At 72.1% G+C, this 12,179-nt stretch carries 12 protein-coding genes; 6 read left to right on the top strand and 6 right to left on the bottom strand.

Annotated features, from left to right (window positions below; genetic code table 11):
* Nucleotides 1-103 precede the first annotated feature (103 nt).
* Together thpR and A8W25_RS25495 are read left to right on the top strand one after the other, a co-directional pair.
* The gene (thpR, locus tag A8W25_RS25500) at nucleotides 104-691 is read left to right on the top strand and encodes an RNA 2',3'-cyclic phosphodiesterase (RefSeq protein ID WP_067165432.1); all 588 of its coding nucleotides are present in this window, start codon (nucleotides 104-106) and stop codon (nucleotides 689-691) included.
* 229 nt (nucleotides 692-920) lie between these two features.
* Nucleotides 921-1,373, top strand: coding sequence for a lamin tail domain-containing protein (locus A8W25_RS25495; protein ID WP_067165429.1), 453 nt, complete (start codon nucleotides 921-923; stop codon nucleotides 1,371-1,373).
* 87 nt (nucleotides 1,374-1,460) lie between these two features.
* Here the strand turns inward: A8W25_RS25495 and A8W25_RS25490 are convergent, their stop codons facing one another.
* Nucleotides 1,461-2,873, bottom strand: coding sequence for an aminopeptidase P family protein (locus A8W25_RS25490; protein WP_067167194.1), 1,413 nt, complete (start codon nucleotides 2,871-2,873; stop codon nucleotides 1,461-1,463).
* Between the two features lie 139 nt (nucleotides 2,874-3,012).
* On the opposite strand from A8W25_RS25490, the gene A8W25_RS25485 reads away from it, so the two are divergent.
* Nucleotides 3,013-4,002: a response regulator transcription factor gene (locus tag A8W25_RS25485; RefSeq protein WP_199831827.1), complete on the top strand. Its 990-nt coding sequence runs from the start codon at nucleotides 3,013-3,015 to the stop codon at nucleotides 4,000-4,002.
* A gap of 6 nt (nucleotides 4,003-4,008) precedes the next feature.
* On the opposite strand, the gene A8W25_RS25480 is transcribed toward A8W25_RS25485, so the two are convergent.
* The gene (locus A8W25_RS25480) at nucleotides 4,009-4,968 is read right to left on the bottom strand and encodes a helix-turn-helix domain-containing protein (protein ID WP_067167191.1); all 960 of its coding nucleotides are present in this window, start codon (nucleotides 4,966-4,968) and stop codon (nucleotides 4,009-4,011) included.
* A 121-nt stretch (nucleotides 4,969-5,089) separates the two neighbouring features.
* Between A8W25_RS25480 and A8W25_RS25475 the strand changes: the two genes are divergently transcribed.
* Nucleotides 5,090-6,121: a saccharopine dehydrogenase family protein gene (locus A8W25_RS25475; RefSeq protein ID WP_067165423.1), complete on the top strand. Its 1,032-nt coding sequence runs from the start codon at nucleotides 5,090-5,092 to the stop codon at nucleotides 6,119-6,121.
* A gap of 62 nt (nucleotides 6,122-6,183) precedes the next feature.
* Here the strand turns inward: A8W25_RS25475 and A8W25_RS25470 are convergent, their stop codons facing one another.
* Entirely contained in the window at nucleotides 6,184-6,846 is a 663-nt protein-coding gene (locus tag A8W25_RS25470) for a TetR/AcrR family transcriptional regulator (RefSeq protein WP_067165420.1), read from the bottom strand.
* 145 nt (nucleotides 6,847-6,991) lie between these two features.
* Between A8W25_RS25470 and A8W25_RS25465 the strand changes: the two genes are divergently transcribed.
* Entirely contained in the window at nucleotides 6,992-8,023 is a 1,032-nt protein-coding gene (locus tag A8W25_RS25465; RefSeq protein WP_067165418.1) for a medium chain dehydrogenase/reductase family protein, read from the top strand.
* Between the two features lie 136 nt (nucleotides 8,024-8,159).
* On the opposite strand, the gene A8W25_RS25460 is transcribed toward A8W25_RS25465, so the two are convergent.
* Both A8W25_RS25460 and A8W25_RS25455 read right to left on the bottom strand, forming a co-directional pair.
* A complete protein-coding gene (locus tag A8W25_RS25460) occupies nucleotides 8,160-8,477 on the bottom strand; it encodes a hypothetical protein (protein WP_067165416.1) in 318 nt (105 codons plus the stop codon).
* Nucleotides 8,478-8,632: 155 nt separating this feature from the next.
* Nucleotides 8,633-9,535: a LysR family transcriptional regulator gene (locus A8W25_RS25455; RefSeq protein WP_067165414.1), complete on the bottom strand. Its 903-nt coding sequence runs from the start codon at nucleotides 9,533-9,535 to the stop codon at nucleotides 8,633-8,635.
* A 146-nt stretch (nucleotides 9,536-9,681) separates the two neighbouring features.
* On the opposite strand from A8W25_RS25455, the gene A8W25_RS25450 reads away from it, so the two are divergent.
* Complete coding sequence (locus A8W25_RS25450) at nucleotides 9,682-10,488, top strand: alpha/beta fold hydrolase (RefSeq protein ID WP_067165412.1); 807 nt, start codon at nucleotides 9,682-9,684, stop codon at nucleotides 10,486-10,488.
* A gap of 15 nt (nucleotides 10,489-10,503) precedes the next feature.
* On the opposite strand, the gene A8W25_RS25445 is transcribed toward A8W25_RS25450, so the two are convergent.
* On the bottom strand, nucleotides 10,504-12,093 hold the full coding sequence (locus A8W25_RS25445; protein WP_067165410.1) for an alpha/beta hydrolase: 1,590 nt from the start codon (nucleotides 12,091-12,093) through the stop codon (nucleotides 10,504-10,506).
* Nucleotides 12,094-12,179: the final 86 nt, after the last annotated feature.

Genomic DNA, 12,179 nt, shown 5'->3' with positions numbered 1-12,179 from the left:
GTCCTGGTGAATCGACCAAATCGGCCAAGGGGCATGCCGCCCGCCCCGGGCGACGGCGGAGCCTGCTCTTCGTTCGCGTGGCCGATGGTGTACGAAGGCATGCGTGAACGAACAGATCCAGCCCTCGACCGTCCGCGTGTTCATAGCGCTCGCCCCGCCCGACGACGCGAAGGGGGAGCTGGAGCGGGAGCTGCGGCCCGCCTACTCCGCGTACCCCCGGCTGCGGTGGAACCGTATCGAGGACTGGCACATCACCCTGGCGTTCCTCGGTGAGCTCCCGGTGGCGACCGTCCCCCTGCTCCAGCCGCCGCTCGCGGACCTCGCGGCAGCGAGCCGGCCCCTGCGACTGGCGCTGCGCGGCGGCGGCCACTTCGACGAGCGCGTGCTGTGGAGCGGGATCGAGGGCGACCTCGAAGGGCTGCGCCTGCTCACCAAGGAGGTCCGCGACGTCGTCCGAGCGTGCGGTGTCGCCTTCGAGGACCGGCCTCTGCGCCCCCATCTGACACTGGCCCGCTCACGCCGCGACGACTCCTCCAGCGTGGTGGAGATCGCCGCCGGACTCGCCGCCTTCACCGGCCGGCCGTGGCAGACGGAGCGGCTGCACCTGGTCGCCAGCAACATCGGCCGCGGCCCGGGGCCGATCCACTACCGGGACATCGCGGCGTGGCGCTTCGGCGCGGAGCCGTCCTGACGGCCAGGGGGCGCGAGAGGACTCACTTCGCGCCGGGGCGCGTGCGCGCTACTAGTTGACGGTGCGTCACCTTCTCCATTCGGTCAAGCATTGAACTTCCCGGTACGGGTGGCCGGATCCAGGCGTCAGAGTGTGGTGTCCGGCCGAAAGTCGACGCCGTACAGGCACTACATCCGCACATCCCGGCGCCCCGGCACTCGTCGTGGAGCGCCGTGAACTGGGGGCTCATATGTCTTCTCGTCGCACCGCCCGCGTCCTCGCGCTCGCCCTGGCCGCCGGCGGCCTCGCCGGTGCCGCGGTCCTCCCCGCCTCCGCCGCCACCGGGGCGGTGGCGCGGTCGCCCATCGGGCTCGGAGCCATCCAGTACGACAGCCCCGGACGCGACGACCGTTCGCAGCGGTCCCTGAACGCCGAGTGGGTCACCGTCACCAACACCGGCCGCGGCGCGGTGAACCTGAAGGGGTGGACCCTGACCGACCGCTCCCGCCACACCTATACGTTCCCGGGCCTGCGCCTCGCCGGACACCAGTCCGTGAGAGTCCACACCGGCATCGGCCGCGACACCGGCCACGACGTCTACCAGGACCGCCGCGACTACGTCTGGAACAACTCCGGCGACACCGCGACCCTCCGCGACAACCACCGGCACGTGATCGCCACCAAGTCCTGGGGCCGCCGCTGACCACCACCGGGCCGGCGTCGCCGCCACGGCGCCGGGAATGAGGAGGCCGGCACCCCTGGAGCGGGGTGCCGGCCTCCGGCGGTCCGCTCAGCCCGCGAGGCGGGCCATCCACTCCTCGACCTCGTCCGCCGAGCGGGGCAGACCCGCCGACAGGTTCTCGTGGCCGTCGGCGGTGACGAGCAGGTCGTCCTCGATACGGACGCCGATGCCGCGCCACTCCTCGGGCACGGTGAGGTCGTCCGGCTGGAAGTACAGACCGGGCTCAACGGTGAGCACCATGCCCGGCTCCAGGGCGCCGTCGACGTACTCCTCGTTGCGGGCGTGCGCGCAGTCGTGGACGTCCAGGCCCAGCATGTGGCCGGTGCCCGCCATCGTGAAGCGGCGCTGGAGCCCGAGCTCGTACGCACGCTCCGCCGGGCCCTCGATGAAGCCCCACTCGACGAGCCTGGCCGCCAGATGGCGCTGGGACGCCTCGTGGAAGTCGCGGTAGGCGGCGCCCGGCTTCACCGCCGCCATGCCCGCCTCCTGGGCCTCGTACACCGCGTCGTAGACCTTGCGCTGCACGGGCGTGAAGGTGCCGCTGATCGGGAGCGTACGGGTGACGTCGGCGGTGTAGAGCGTGTGCGTCTCCACACCGGCGTCCAGCAGGAGCAGCTCCCCCGGGCGGACCGGGCCGTCGTTGTCCGTCCAGTGCATGATCGTGGCGTGCTCGCCCGCGGCACAGATGGAGCCGTAGCCGAGCGCGTTGCCCTCCAGACGCGCGCGGCGGAAGAAGGTGCCCTCGATCCACCGCTCGGACGTCGCGATCGCCCGGGAGAGCTCGCCGATCACATCGGTGAAGCCGCGCACCGTGGAGTCCACCGCCTTGCGCATCTCGCCGATCTCCCAGTCGTCCTTGACCAGGCGGAGATCGCTGAGCGCCTCTTCCAGCTCGTCGTCGCGCTCCTCGTCGGTGGCGACGGCGGCCTCCAGGACGGGGTCGACACCACGGACGATCCGGGTCGGCACACCGGAGGCGGCGGCCAGGTCGGTGGCCACCGTACGGACGTCCCGGCATGCCAGACCGAGCACGAGCTCGGACTCGGCGAGGGAACGGCGGCGGCCCATCCACAGTTCGGCCGTGTAGCCGATCCAGAACTCGTTGGTGTCCCTGCTGTCCCGCGGCAACTGGTAGCAGTAGGCGTCGTGGCCGCCGTCCGCACGGGGTTCGAGGACGAGGGCACCGTCGCGGGCCTGGTCGCCGGTCATGTGCACGTAACCCGTGTAGGCACGGAACGGGTAAGTGTCGTCGTTCGAACGGGTCTTGAGGTTGCCCGAGGGGATCACGAGGCGTTCGCCCGGGAAGCGCTCGGAGAGCGCGGCGCGGCGGCGGGCCGCGTACGGAGCCTGCGCGTCGAGCGCCAGACCGTGCCGTTCGGTGTCCGCCCACCCCGTCCGCATCAGCGCGGACAGTTCCTCGGAGATCCCTGAGTAGAGACCGTTCTTCCGGCCTTTCGCCACGGCGTACACCTTCCTCTGGAGGGGCTTGTGGGTGCGTTCCCGAGCGGACGGTACTCCGCGCCGCGCGTGCTCGGTGCCGAGGAGTGCCACTGGCACAGATCGGCCACACTCTCGTCGAGCGCGGTTGATAATGCGGCGTATGACGAACGCGAAACTCGGTGAGGCCCTGCGTCTTCTGGGCATCGGCCACACGGCGGGCCAGGTCTATCTGGCGCTGCTCGAACTGGCCCCGGCTCCGCTGAGCGCGATCGCGGCAGCGGCCGGTCTGGAGGAGGCGGAGCTCGCCGCGGCGTACGGCGAGCTGGTCGACGCCGGGCTCGCCAGTGCCGCCGAGGGGGGCGGGGACGTGGTCGCCCCGGTTCCGCCGACCGCCGGTCTGGAGATCCTGGCCCGGCACCGGGCGGCGGAGGTCGAGGAGTCGCGCATCGCCGTCGGCGGCGCGTTCGAGTCGTTCCGGCGACAGCGGCTCGCCGCGTACAACGACCACCTCGTCGAGGTCGTCACCGGCGACGCCGTCGGCCCCCGGATGCGGCAGGCCTGGGCGAGCGCCCGCGAGCAGATCCGGCAGTTCGAGTCACCGCCGTACTTCCCCCACCCCGGCGCCACCGCCACGGACGACGCACTGGCCACGCTCGCCCGCGGGGTGACACAGCGCGTCGTGTACTCGCGGGAGTCACTGGAGTACCCGGGCCATCTCAAAGAGGCCATCGAGCCGTGCGTCAACGCCGGCGAGCAGGCCAGGGTGCTGCCGTCGGTGCCGGTCAAACTCGTGGTCATCGACGAGGCGTACGCACTGGTGTCGTTGTCGATCAAAGAGGCCGACGTGCACAACACGATGCTGGTGGTCCAGCCCTGCGGTCTGCTCTCGGCGCTCATCGCCCTGTTCGAGCAGTCCTGGCAGAACGCCCTGCCGTTCCACGGGAGCACCGCCCGCCCCGGCGGCGTGCCCGCCGCCGACCGCCGTCTGCTGTGGCTCCTCGCGGGCGGCGCGAGCGACGACGTCATCGCCCGCGAGATGGGCCTCAGCCGCCGCACGCTCTTCCGCCGCCTGCAGATCCTGATGGCCCAGCTGGGCGCCGCGAACCGCTTCCAGCTGGCGTTGCAGGCGCAGCGGCACGGGTGGCTCTGAGACCGGCTACCGGCCCGGACCCGAGCGCGATCGCGAGCGGAAGGTGCGGCGGTAGGCGTCCGGCGGCACACCCACCGTGCGGTTGAAGTGGCGCCGCAGCGTCGTCGCGGTGCCCATGCCGGTCGCCGTCGCGATGGAGTCGACGCTCTGGTCGGTCTTCTCCAGGAGCTCCTGGGCGCGGCGGATGCGCTGGGTCAGCAGCCACTGCAAGGGGGTGGTGCCGGTCGCCGCGTGGAAGTGGCGGCTCAGGTTGCGTGAGCTCATCCGCGCGCGGCGGGCCAGGTCCTCCACGGTCAGCGGCCGGTCGAGCCGTTCGAGCACCCAGGGCAGCAGCGCCGTGAGCGGGTGGTCGTCCCGGGCGGGCACCGCGGTGGTGACGAACTGCGCCTGGCCGCCGGAGCGGTGGGGCGGTACGACCAGACGGCGGGCGACCGCGTTGGCGACCGAAGAGCCGTGGTCGAGGCGGACCAGATGCAGGCACAGGTCGAGCGCCGCGGCCTTGCCCGCCGAGGTCAGCACGCTGCCGTTGTCCACATAGAGCACATCCGGGTCGACCTCCGCCCGGGGCCAGCGCGCGGCCAGTTCGTCGGTGTGCGCCCAGTGCGTGGTGGCGCGCCGCCCGTCCAGCAGTCCGGCCGCGGCCAGCACGAAGGCGCCCGTGCACAGGGACGCCACGCGCGCGCCCGCCTCGTGGGCCGCGCGCACCGCGTCGACCAGGTCGGCGGGCGGTTCCACGTCGACGTCGGTCCAGCCGGGGACTATCACGGTGTCGGCGTCGCGGAGCCGGTCGAGGCCGTGATCGGGCTCCAGCAGGAACCGGCCCAGCCGCACGGGGCCGTTTCCGCAGATCTCCAACTCGTACCAGGGGACGTCCACACTGTCCGGGGCGAAGCCGAAGATCTCGTACGCCGCCGAGAGTTCGAAGTGCAGCATTCCGTCGGTGACGGCCAGCGCGACAGTGGTCATGTCCGGAAGTGTACGGGTCATGTCGTTCCAGACACTCACGGTGGGGTGTCCGCCCGCGCCAGGATGGTCCCAGTCGATCAGCCCGGGACTCGGGCCGAGGACCTGAGATGGGGAGAAACCAATGGTGGCGGGGCAGATGGTCGTGGTGTACGGCGCGTACGGGCACACCGGCCGGTTCATGGTGGCGGAGCTGCGGGAGCGCGGGTTCGTGCCGGTCCTCTCGGGCCGGGACGCCGACAAGCTGAAGGAGCTGGCGGTCTCCGTGAACGAGAGCGAGGTCCGTCCGGCATCGGTCGACGATCCGGCCGCGCTCGACCGCGCGCTGGCCGGTGCGGCAGCCGTGATCAACTGCGCGGGGCCGTTCGCCACGACGGCCGCACCGCTCGTCGAGGCGGCGCTGCGCGCCGGAATCCCGTACCTGGACGTGGCGGGCGAGGTCGAGGCCACCCTCGACACCTTCGCGCACTTCACCGACCGCGCCCGCACCGCCGGAGCGGTGGTCGTCCCCGCGATGGCCTTCTACGGCGGGCTCGGCGACCTGCTGGTCACCGCCGCGCTGGGCGACTGGGAGAAGGCGGACGAGGCGCACATCGCGTACGCGCTGGACAGCTGGCACCCGACGCCGGGCACACGGGCGGCGGGCGCGGTCTCCCGGGCACGGCGCGGCGGCCGACGCGTGCGCTTCGCCAACGGGGGGATGGAGTACCGCGACGACAGCGCGCCCACGGTGGACTGGGTCTTCCCCGACCCGGTGGGCACCAGGACCGTCGTCGGGGAGTTCCTGACGGCCGACGTCGCCACCGCCCCGACCCATCTGCCCGTCGCCGAGTTCAGCACCTATATGACGGTCGACGCGGTCAAGGACGTGCTCGCCCCGGACTCACCGGCGCCCACCGCCGTCGACGAGCGGGGCCGGTCCGCGCAGACCTTCCTCGTCGACGTGGTGGTGCGCTCCGGCGGCCGCGAGCGGCGCGTCGTGGCGAGGGGCCAGGACATCTACGCCGTCAGCGCACCGCTCGCGGTGGAAGCGGTGCACCGCATCCTGACCGGGCGGACCAGGACGCTCGGTGTCGCCTCGGCCGGCGCGCTCTTCGATGCGGCCGACTTCCTCCGGGCGCTGGCCCCGCACATCTCGGTCGAACTGAGCGAGTAGAGAAGCGAGTTGGGAGCCGGGCGCGCCGCGGCAGGTGGCGGCACCTCGGCGAAGGGGGCCGTTCAGGGGGTGGCGAGGGCTCGTGTCTCGGCGGTGTAGAGCTCTGCGGGGTCGAATCCCATCCCGGTGAAGTGGCCCGCGAGTTCGAGGGACAGCACGCCGTGGAGTCGGGCCCAGAACAGCAGGGCGCGACCGAGTGCCGAGGGCGGGGCCTGGTGTCCGCCCGCCCAGGACCGGTGCTCGGCGAGGTGCCCGTCGAGGTGGCCGTCCAGGGAAACCGCCGGCGAGGCTTCCGGTGTGACGGCGGCGCAGGCGTCGAGGAGGACGGCCATGATCTCGGAGGCGATCCGGGTGGTGTCCTCGGGGGCCTGGTACCCGGGCACGGGGGTGCCGTAGACGAGGAAGTAGCGCTGGGGGTCGTCCAGGGCCCATCGCCGCAGCGCCTGGGCCAGTTCGGCGAGATCGGCGCCGGCCTCGGCACGGGCCCTGAAGATGTCGGCGAGGCTGCGGTAGGCGTCCCTGATGAGCTCGGTGATCAGCTCGTCGCGGTTGGCGAAGTACCGGTAGAGCGCGGGCCCGCTCACCCCGATCTGCCTGGCGATCGCGTTGAGGGACAGGGCGGAGGCCCCGGCCTCGGCGATCTGCTCCCAGGCGTGCTTCTTGACCTCCTCCCGCACCTGGGCGCGGTAGCGCTCCCGGGGAGTCCTCACATCCGGCTCTGCCACGTCCGCCTCCAGGCTTCACACGCTTTACGGCTACAACATCAACCTCTAGTTAGAGGCTATCACTTTCCCTCTTGACTCTCACCGAAGCTGCTAGTTATAACTTCTAACGAACGCAACAGCTTCTGCTTCCACGAGAGGGAACGATATGACCAGCGAGCGCCTGACCGAGGTCGTCCTGCCGGGGATCGTCGCGCCGGAGGGCCTGGAGATCCGCCACGGAGCCGTACCGGAGGCCGGCCGGGGCCAGATCCTGATCGCCATGGAGGCGAGCGGTGTCTCCTTCGCCGAGCAGCAGATGCGCCGCGGCCGGTACTACGACCAGCCGCCCTTCCCCTTCGTGCCCGGCTACGACCTGGTCGGCCGCGTACAGGCCATCGGCGAGGGCGTCGACCCCGGCCTGGCCGGCCGGCGGGTGGCCGTGCTGGTGAAGGTCGGCGGCTGGGCCAGCCACGTCGTCGTCGACGCGGACGACGCCGTCCCCGTCCCGGACGCCCTCACGGCGGCGCAGGCGGAGACCGTGGTGGTCAACGGCATCACGGCGTGGCAGATGCTGCACCGCCGTGCCCGGGTCCGCGCCGGACAGACCGTCCTGGTGCACGGCGCCGGCGGCGGGGTGGGGTCCGTCCTGGTCCAGCTGGCACGGGCGGCCGGTGCCGAGGTGATCGGCACGGCGTCGGCGCGGCACCACGACGCCCTGCGGGAGCTCGGTGTGACCCCCGTCGACTACCGGGCGGGCAACGTGGCGGCCCGGGTCCGGGAGCTGGCGCCCGACGGGGTCGACGCGGTCTTCGACCACGTCGGCGGGCGCAGCGTGATCGACTCCTGGCAGCTGCTCGCACCCGGCGGCACGCTCGTCTCGTACGGCAGCGCCTCCACCCGCGACGACAGCGGGTCCAAGCAACTGCCCGTGCTGAAGATCCTCGGCCGCACCCTGCTCTGGAACACCCTGCCCAACGGCCGCCGGGCCTACTTCTACAACATCTGGGCCGGGCGCGCCCTCGGCAAGGACCGCTTCCGCGCCCGCCTTCGCGCCGACCTCACGGAGGTGTTCGCCGCCGTCGCCCGGGGCGACGTGAGCGCCCGCATCGCCGCCCAACTCCCGCTCGCCCGGGCCGCCGAGGCACTGCGCCTGGCGGAGTCCGGCACCGCCACCGGCAAGGTCGTCCTCACGCCCTGACGCGCACGACGGCCCCCCACCCGCGCGCCCCGCACCACGACGGCACTGCCCTGCGCCACGGCGCGCCGTGCCGATAGCCCGGGATCACACGGACGGCGCACGTCGACCACGTACGCCGAGCTCCCAAGCGCCCCGATCAGAACTCGCGGTCGATCCCCGTGACCGCGGCAGGCCCCAACGGAGCGTCGTCCTCCGCGAATCCGCTGTCGCGCAGCGCGGCGGAGACCAGCCTGACCGCGCTCGCCTCGGCCTCGCCGCGAGTGGCGGCCTCCACTTCGAGCCGGACGGCGAACGTGTTCGCGTCCTGGACGGTCAGCAGGCTCAGCTCCTCGTTCTCCCCGAAGCCGGTGTTCGCCGGGTCCTGCGGCCGGAGCCTGCGCTCGATCTCGGAACGCTGGGCGTCGGTGATGCCGTGCACGAACGTACCCGGCACCGTGATGACGTAGTCGGTCATGAGAACTCCCGCGTGCGGGCCCCCGCAGATGTCAGGGGCATCCTCTTGGAATGCCCCGCGAAGGGGATACCAACCACCCCGACCCCCCACTCGGGTGCTCACCGGCACCGGCCTCACGCAGTTGCTCGGCCCCGACTCCACCGCCGAGGGGATCCTCACGTAAGGCCAGCAGGACACTTCCGTTGGGTCCGGCAGGCGGCGAGCAGAGGGGCGAGGCGGCGGGCGGGCGTTGCCGGGTGGACGGCGAGAAAGGTCTCGGCCATCGGGACCGGAGGCGCGAAGGGCCGGAAGGCGGTGCGTCCGGCGGGGAGGCGGGCGGCCTGGGCGGCGTAGAAGACCGTCCAGCTGGGAGCACCGGTGGCGATCGCGGCCAGGGTGTCCTGGTCGGTGGTGAAGGCGGGGCCGAGGACGGGCGCGAACCCGGCGTCGGCGCACGCCGCGACCACCAGGTCCACCAGATGGGGGTTGTTCTCGCGCGGGACGATACGAAGCGGCAGGGCGGCGAGGTCGGCCAAGTGGACGGCGGTGCCGGTGGCCAGGGGGTGGGATGCGGGCAGAGCCACGACCAGGGGGTCCTGCCACACCGGGACGAGGTCCAGCCCCTGGCCGCGATCCACCCCGCGTACGAACGCCGCGTCCAGCTCACCCTCCCGTACCGCCTGCAACCGGTTGGCGGTCGGGGAACTCGTCAGTTCGACGGTGAGGTCGGGGGCGCTCTCCGCCAGCGAGGCCAGGACGTGCTCCAGACGGGTCCCGAGGCCGACGCTGGTGCCGATGCGCAGGACGGTGTCCCGTGCCGCACGATGACCGGCCATCGCGTCGAGGGCCACGCGCTCGGCTGTCAGGACGGCCCGGGCGTGCGGCAGGAACGCGGCGCCCGCGGCGGTGAGGGTCACCCGGCGTGTGGTGCGGTCGAACAGGTCGAGCCCGAGCTCACGCTCCAGGCGCCGGACTTGCTGGCTGACCGTGGGCTGGACGATGTGCAGGCGCTGCGCTGCCCGGCCGAAGTGCAGTTCCTCGGCGACGGCCACGAAATACCGCACCTGACGCAGCTCCACCGCCCACCTCCCACCACCCGCATTCATCACGGTCCTTGATGAGTGTACGAGCGAACCGGACCTTGGTCGTCGCCCGGTGGCGCGGTGGACTTGTCCGCACAGCGCCACGTCTCCCGCGGGGCGCGTCGGAGAAGGGGAAGCCACTCATGCCGTACGCGACCGTCAACGGGGTCGAGCTCTTCCACACGGACACGGGCAGTGGCACCGGAACCGGGACGCCGGTGTTGTTGCTGCACGGTTGGGGTACCAGCGGCCGGGTCTGGAACGCGCAGGTCGCCGACCTGGCACCCGACCACCGTGTGATCGCCGTGGACTGGCGGGGATGCGGACGCTCGGAGCATCCGCCCACCGGCAACACCACACCGGCCAACGCGGAAGACGTACTCGCCCTCATCGCCCACCTCGGCCTGGAAAGGCCGTTGCTGGTGGGCAGTTCGCTCGGCGCCACCTTCGCCCTGGAGACGGCTCTTCGCGCGCCGGAGCAGGTCGCCGGTGTGGTGTCGGTCAGCGGGCCAGGGTACTGGCCGAGCCAGGGCATGGCCGGCGCCCTTCGCTCCCTGGTCTCCTCCCTCGGCGCCGACCGGGCGGCAACCGTGGCCGAGTGGGTCCCGAAGTGGTTCGGTCCTGCGGCGCCGCCCGAGCTCGTACGGCGGACAGTGCGGCAGATCCTCGCATCGGGCCACTTCATCGACGAGTTGTTCACCGAAGCCATGTCCCACGACCCGCGCGAGGCACTGAGCGGGATGCCGGTGCCGGTGACCTATCTGCACGGCCGGTACGACACCGAGATACCACTGGAGGTGTCCCGCACGCTGGCTGCACTGACCCCGTACGGCACCTTCCACGTGATCGAGGAGGCCGGCCACATGGCGCACCAGGAGCAGCCCGCCGCGGTCAACTCGCTCATCCGCGCGGCGCTGGACCGCGTCGTGGCGCCTTCACGACGTCGGTGACGGGCTGCCCACTGTTCAGGACCGGCCGTCCTGCTGGGAGCAGGTCTGGTCGTCGAGCGGCAGTTTGCCGGTGGCGAGGTACCGGTTGACCTTGTCGTCGACGCAGGTGTTCCCGTAGAGGCCGTAGACCGCGTGGTGGTTGGCGCCCTTGAGGGTGATCAGCTTGGAGCTCGGCAGCATGCCGTGCAGGGCGAGCGCACCCTTGTGGGCGGTGCGCGGGTCGCCGGTGGCGGACACGATCAGTACCTTGGCGTCGCGCTTCACCTGGGTGGGCTCCTCACGGGGCCTGTCCCAGAAGGCGCACGGGCCGATGTTGTTGACCAGCGCGCCGAAGCGCGGGGACGCGGCCCGGGAGCGCTCGATGTCCCGCCAGTAGACCTCGGGGTCGCGCGGCGCCGCCCTGTCTCCGCAGATGACCGCCGACTGCACACTGCCGTGGTGCGACTGCTCGCCGGTCAGCGCGAGCCGCAGGGTCGCGGCGAACTGCGGCGACAGCCGGGTCGGCTGCCCGGCCGCGGCCTTGTTCAGCACGGACATCTGCTCCCCCAGCGCCGCCCGTGCCGTGTCGGTGTCACTGGAGACCCCGGCGAGCAGGACGAACGGGACCTGGGTGTCGTCGAGCCGGAAGGCCTCCGGCTCGGCACCGACGGTCAGCGGGGCGCGCGCGGACGTCCTGATGACGCGGTCGACGGTGGCGAGGACCTGGGCGCGGGTGCGGCCGAGGCCGTAGGTGTCGTCGCGCGCGGCAGCCCAGGTGGCCCAGTCGGCGAGCGCCCGCTCGTTCTCGCCGACGACCGACTGGAGCAACCGGGGCCCGTACCTGCTCGGGTCGATGGCGCCGTCCAGGACCACGCGGTCGGTACGGCCGGGGAACATCTGGGTGTATACGGTGCCGAGGTAAGTGCCGTACGAGTAGCCGAAGTAGGAGATCCTCTTCTCGCCGAGCGCGCCTCGGATGACGTCCATGTCCCGTGCGGTGTTACGGGTGGTGACGTGCGGCAGTACGTCGGCGTTGGTGGCACGGCACTTGGCGGCCAGATCCTTCTGGAGGGCGACCTGGCGGTCGAAGCCCGCCCGGCTGAGCCCGGCCGAGAAGAGATTGGTGCCGACGGGCCAACCGCAGTCCAGCGGGGTACTGCGTCCGACGAAACGCGGGTCGAAGCCGATGATGTCGTAACGCGGGCCGGCCTTCTTCATCCACGCGTGGAACTCCGGCGGGGACTCAAGGGCCTGACCCCCGGGCCCGCCGTTGTTGAGCAGGAGGGAACCGATGCGGTGGCGGGTGTCGGTGGCCCTGAGCCGGGACACCGCGACGGTGATCGTACGGCCCCGGGGAGCGGAGTAGTCGAGCGGCACGGTGACGTCCGCGCACTGGACGCCGGCCTTGTCGAGGTCGCGGCCCGCACTGTCGTCCGCACCCTTGGCGCAGTTGCCCCACCCGAGGCGCTGGTCGTAGTAACGGTCGAGCCCGGCCCCGGACTTCGACGCGGTGGGTGCGGCCACCGCGGCCGGGGCGGCTCCGAGGCAGGCGGCGAGGGCGAGCCCCAGGGCCGAAGCGCGGCGCAGGACAGGGGCGGAGGCGATCGCGGACGGTATATGTCTCATACCGTCAGACGCTATGCGGACCAGCCGCCCCACTCACTCCGACTGTCCCCCGCCCCCTTCATGGGGCCACCCCTACCTACGGCCCG

Origin of the sequence: Streptomyces sp. ERV7, from assembly GCF_001653515.1 — a bacterium.
In the GTDB taxonomy this organism is placed as follows: Bacteria; Actinomycetota; Actinomycetes; order Streptomycetales; family Streptomycetaceae; genus Streptomyces.
This window is presented reverse-complemented; position numbering and strand designations above follow the sequence as displayed.

Excerpts from the sequence above, each read along its gene's own strand:
- A8W25_RS25465 (WP_067165418.1), top strand. The coding sequence starts at position 6,992 with ATGACCAGCGAGCGCCTGACCGAGGTCGTCCTGCCGGGGATCGTCGCG.
- A8W25_RS25475 (WP_067165423.1), top strand. The coding sequence starts at position 5,090 with ATGGTGGCGGGGCAGATGGTCGTGGTGTACGGCGCGTACGGGCACACC.
- A8W25_RS25460 (WP_067165416.1), bottom strand. The coding sequence starts at position 8,477 with ATGACCGACTACGTCATCACGGTGCCGGGTACGTTCGTGCACGGCATC.
- A8W25_RS25495 (WP_067165429.1), top strand. The coding sequence starts at position 921 with ATGTCTTCTCGTCGCACCGCCCGCGTCCTCGCGCTCGCCCTGGCCGCC.
- A8W25_RS25485 (WP_199831827.1), top strand. The coding sequence starts at position 3,013 with ATGACGAACGCGAAACTCGGTGAGGCCCTGCGTCTTCTGGGCATCGGC.
- A8W25_RS25480 (WP_067167191.1), bottom strand. The coding sequence starts at position 4,968 with ATGACCACTGTCGCGCTGGCCGTCACCGACGGAATGCTGCACTTCGAA.
- A8W25_RS25450 (WP_067165412.1), top strand. The coding sequence starts at position 9,682 with ATGCCGTACGCGACCGTCAACGGGGTCGAGCTCTTCCACACGGACACG.
- A8W25_RS25445 (WP_067165410.1), bottom strand. The coding sequence starts at position 12,093 with ATGAGACATATACCGTCCGCGATCGCCTCCGCCCCTGTCCTGCGCCGC.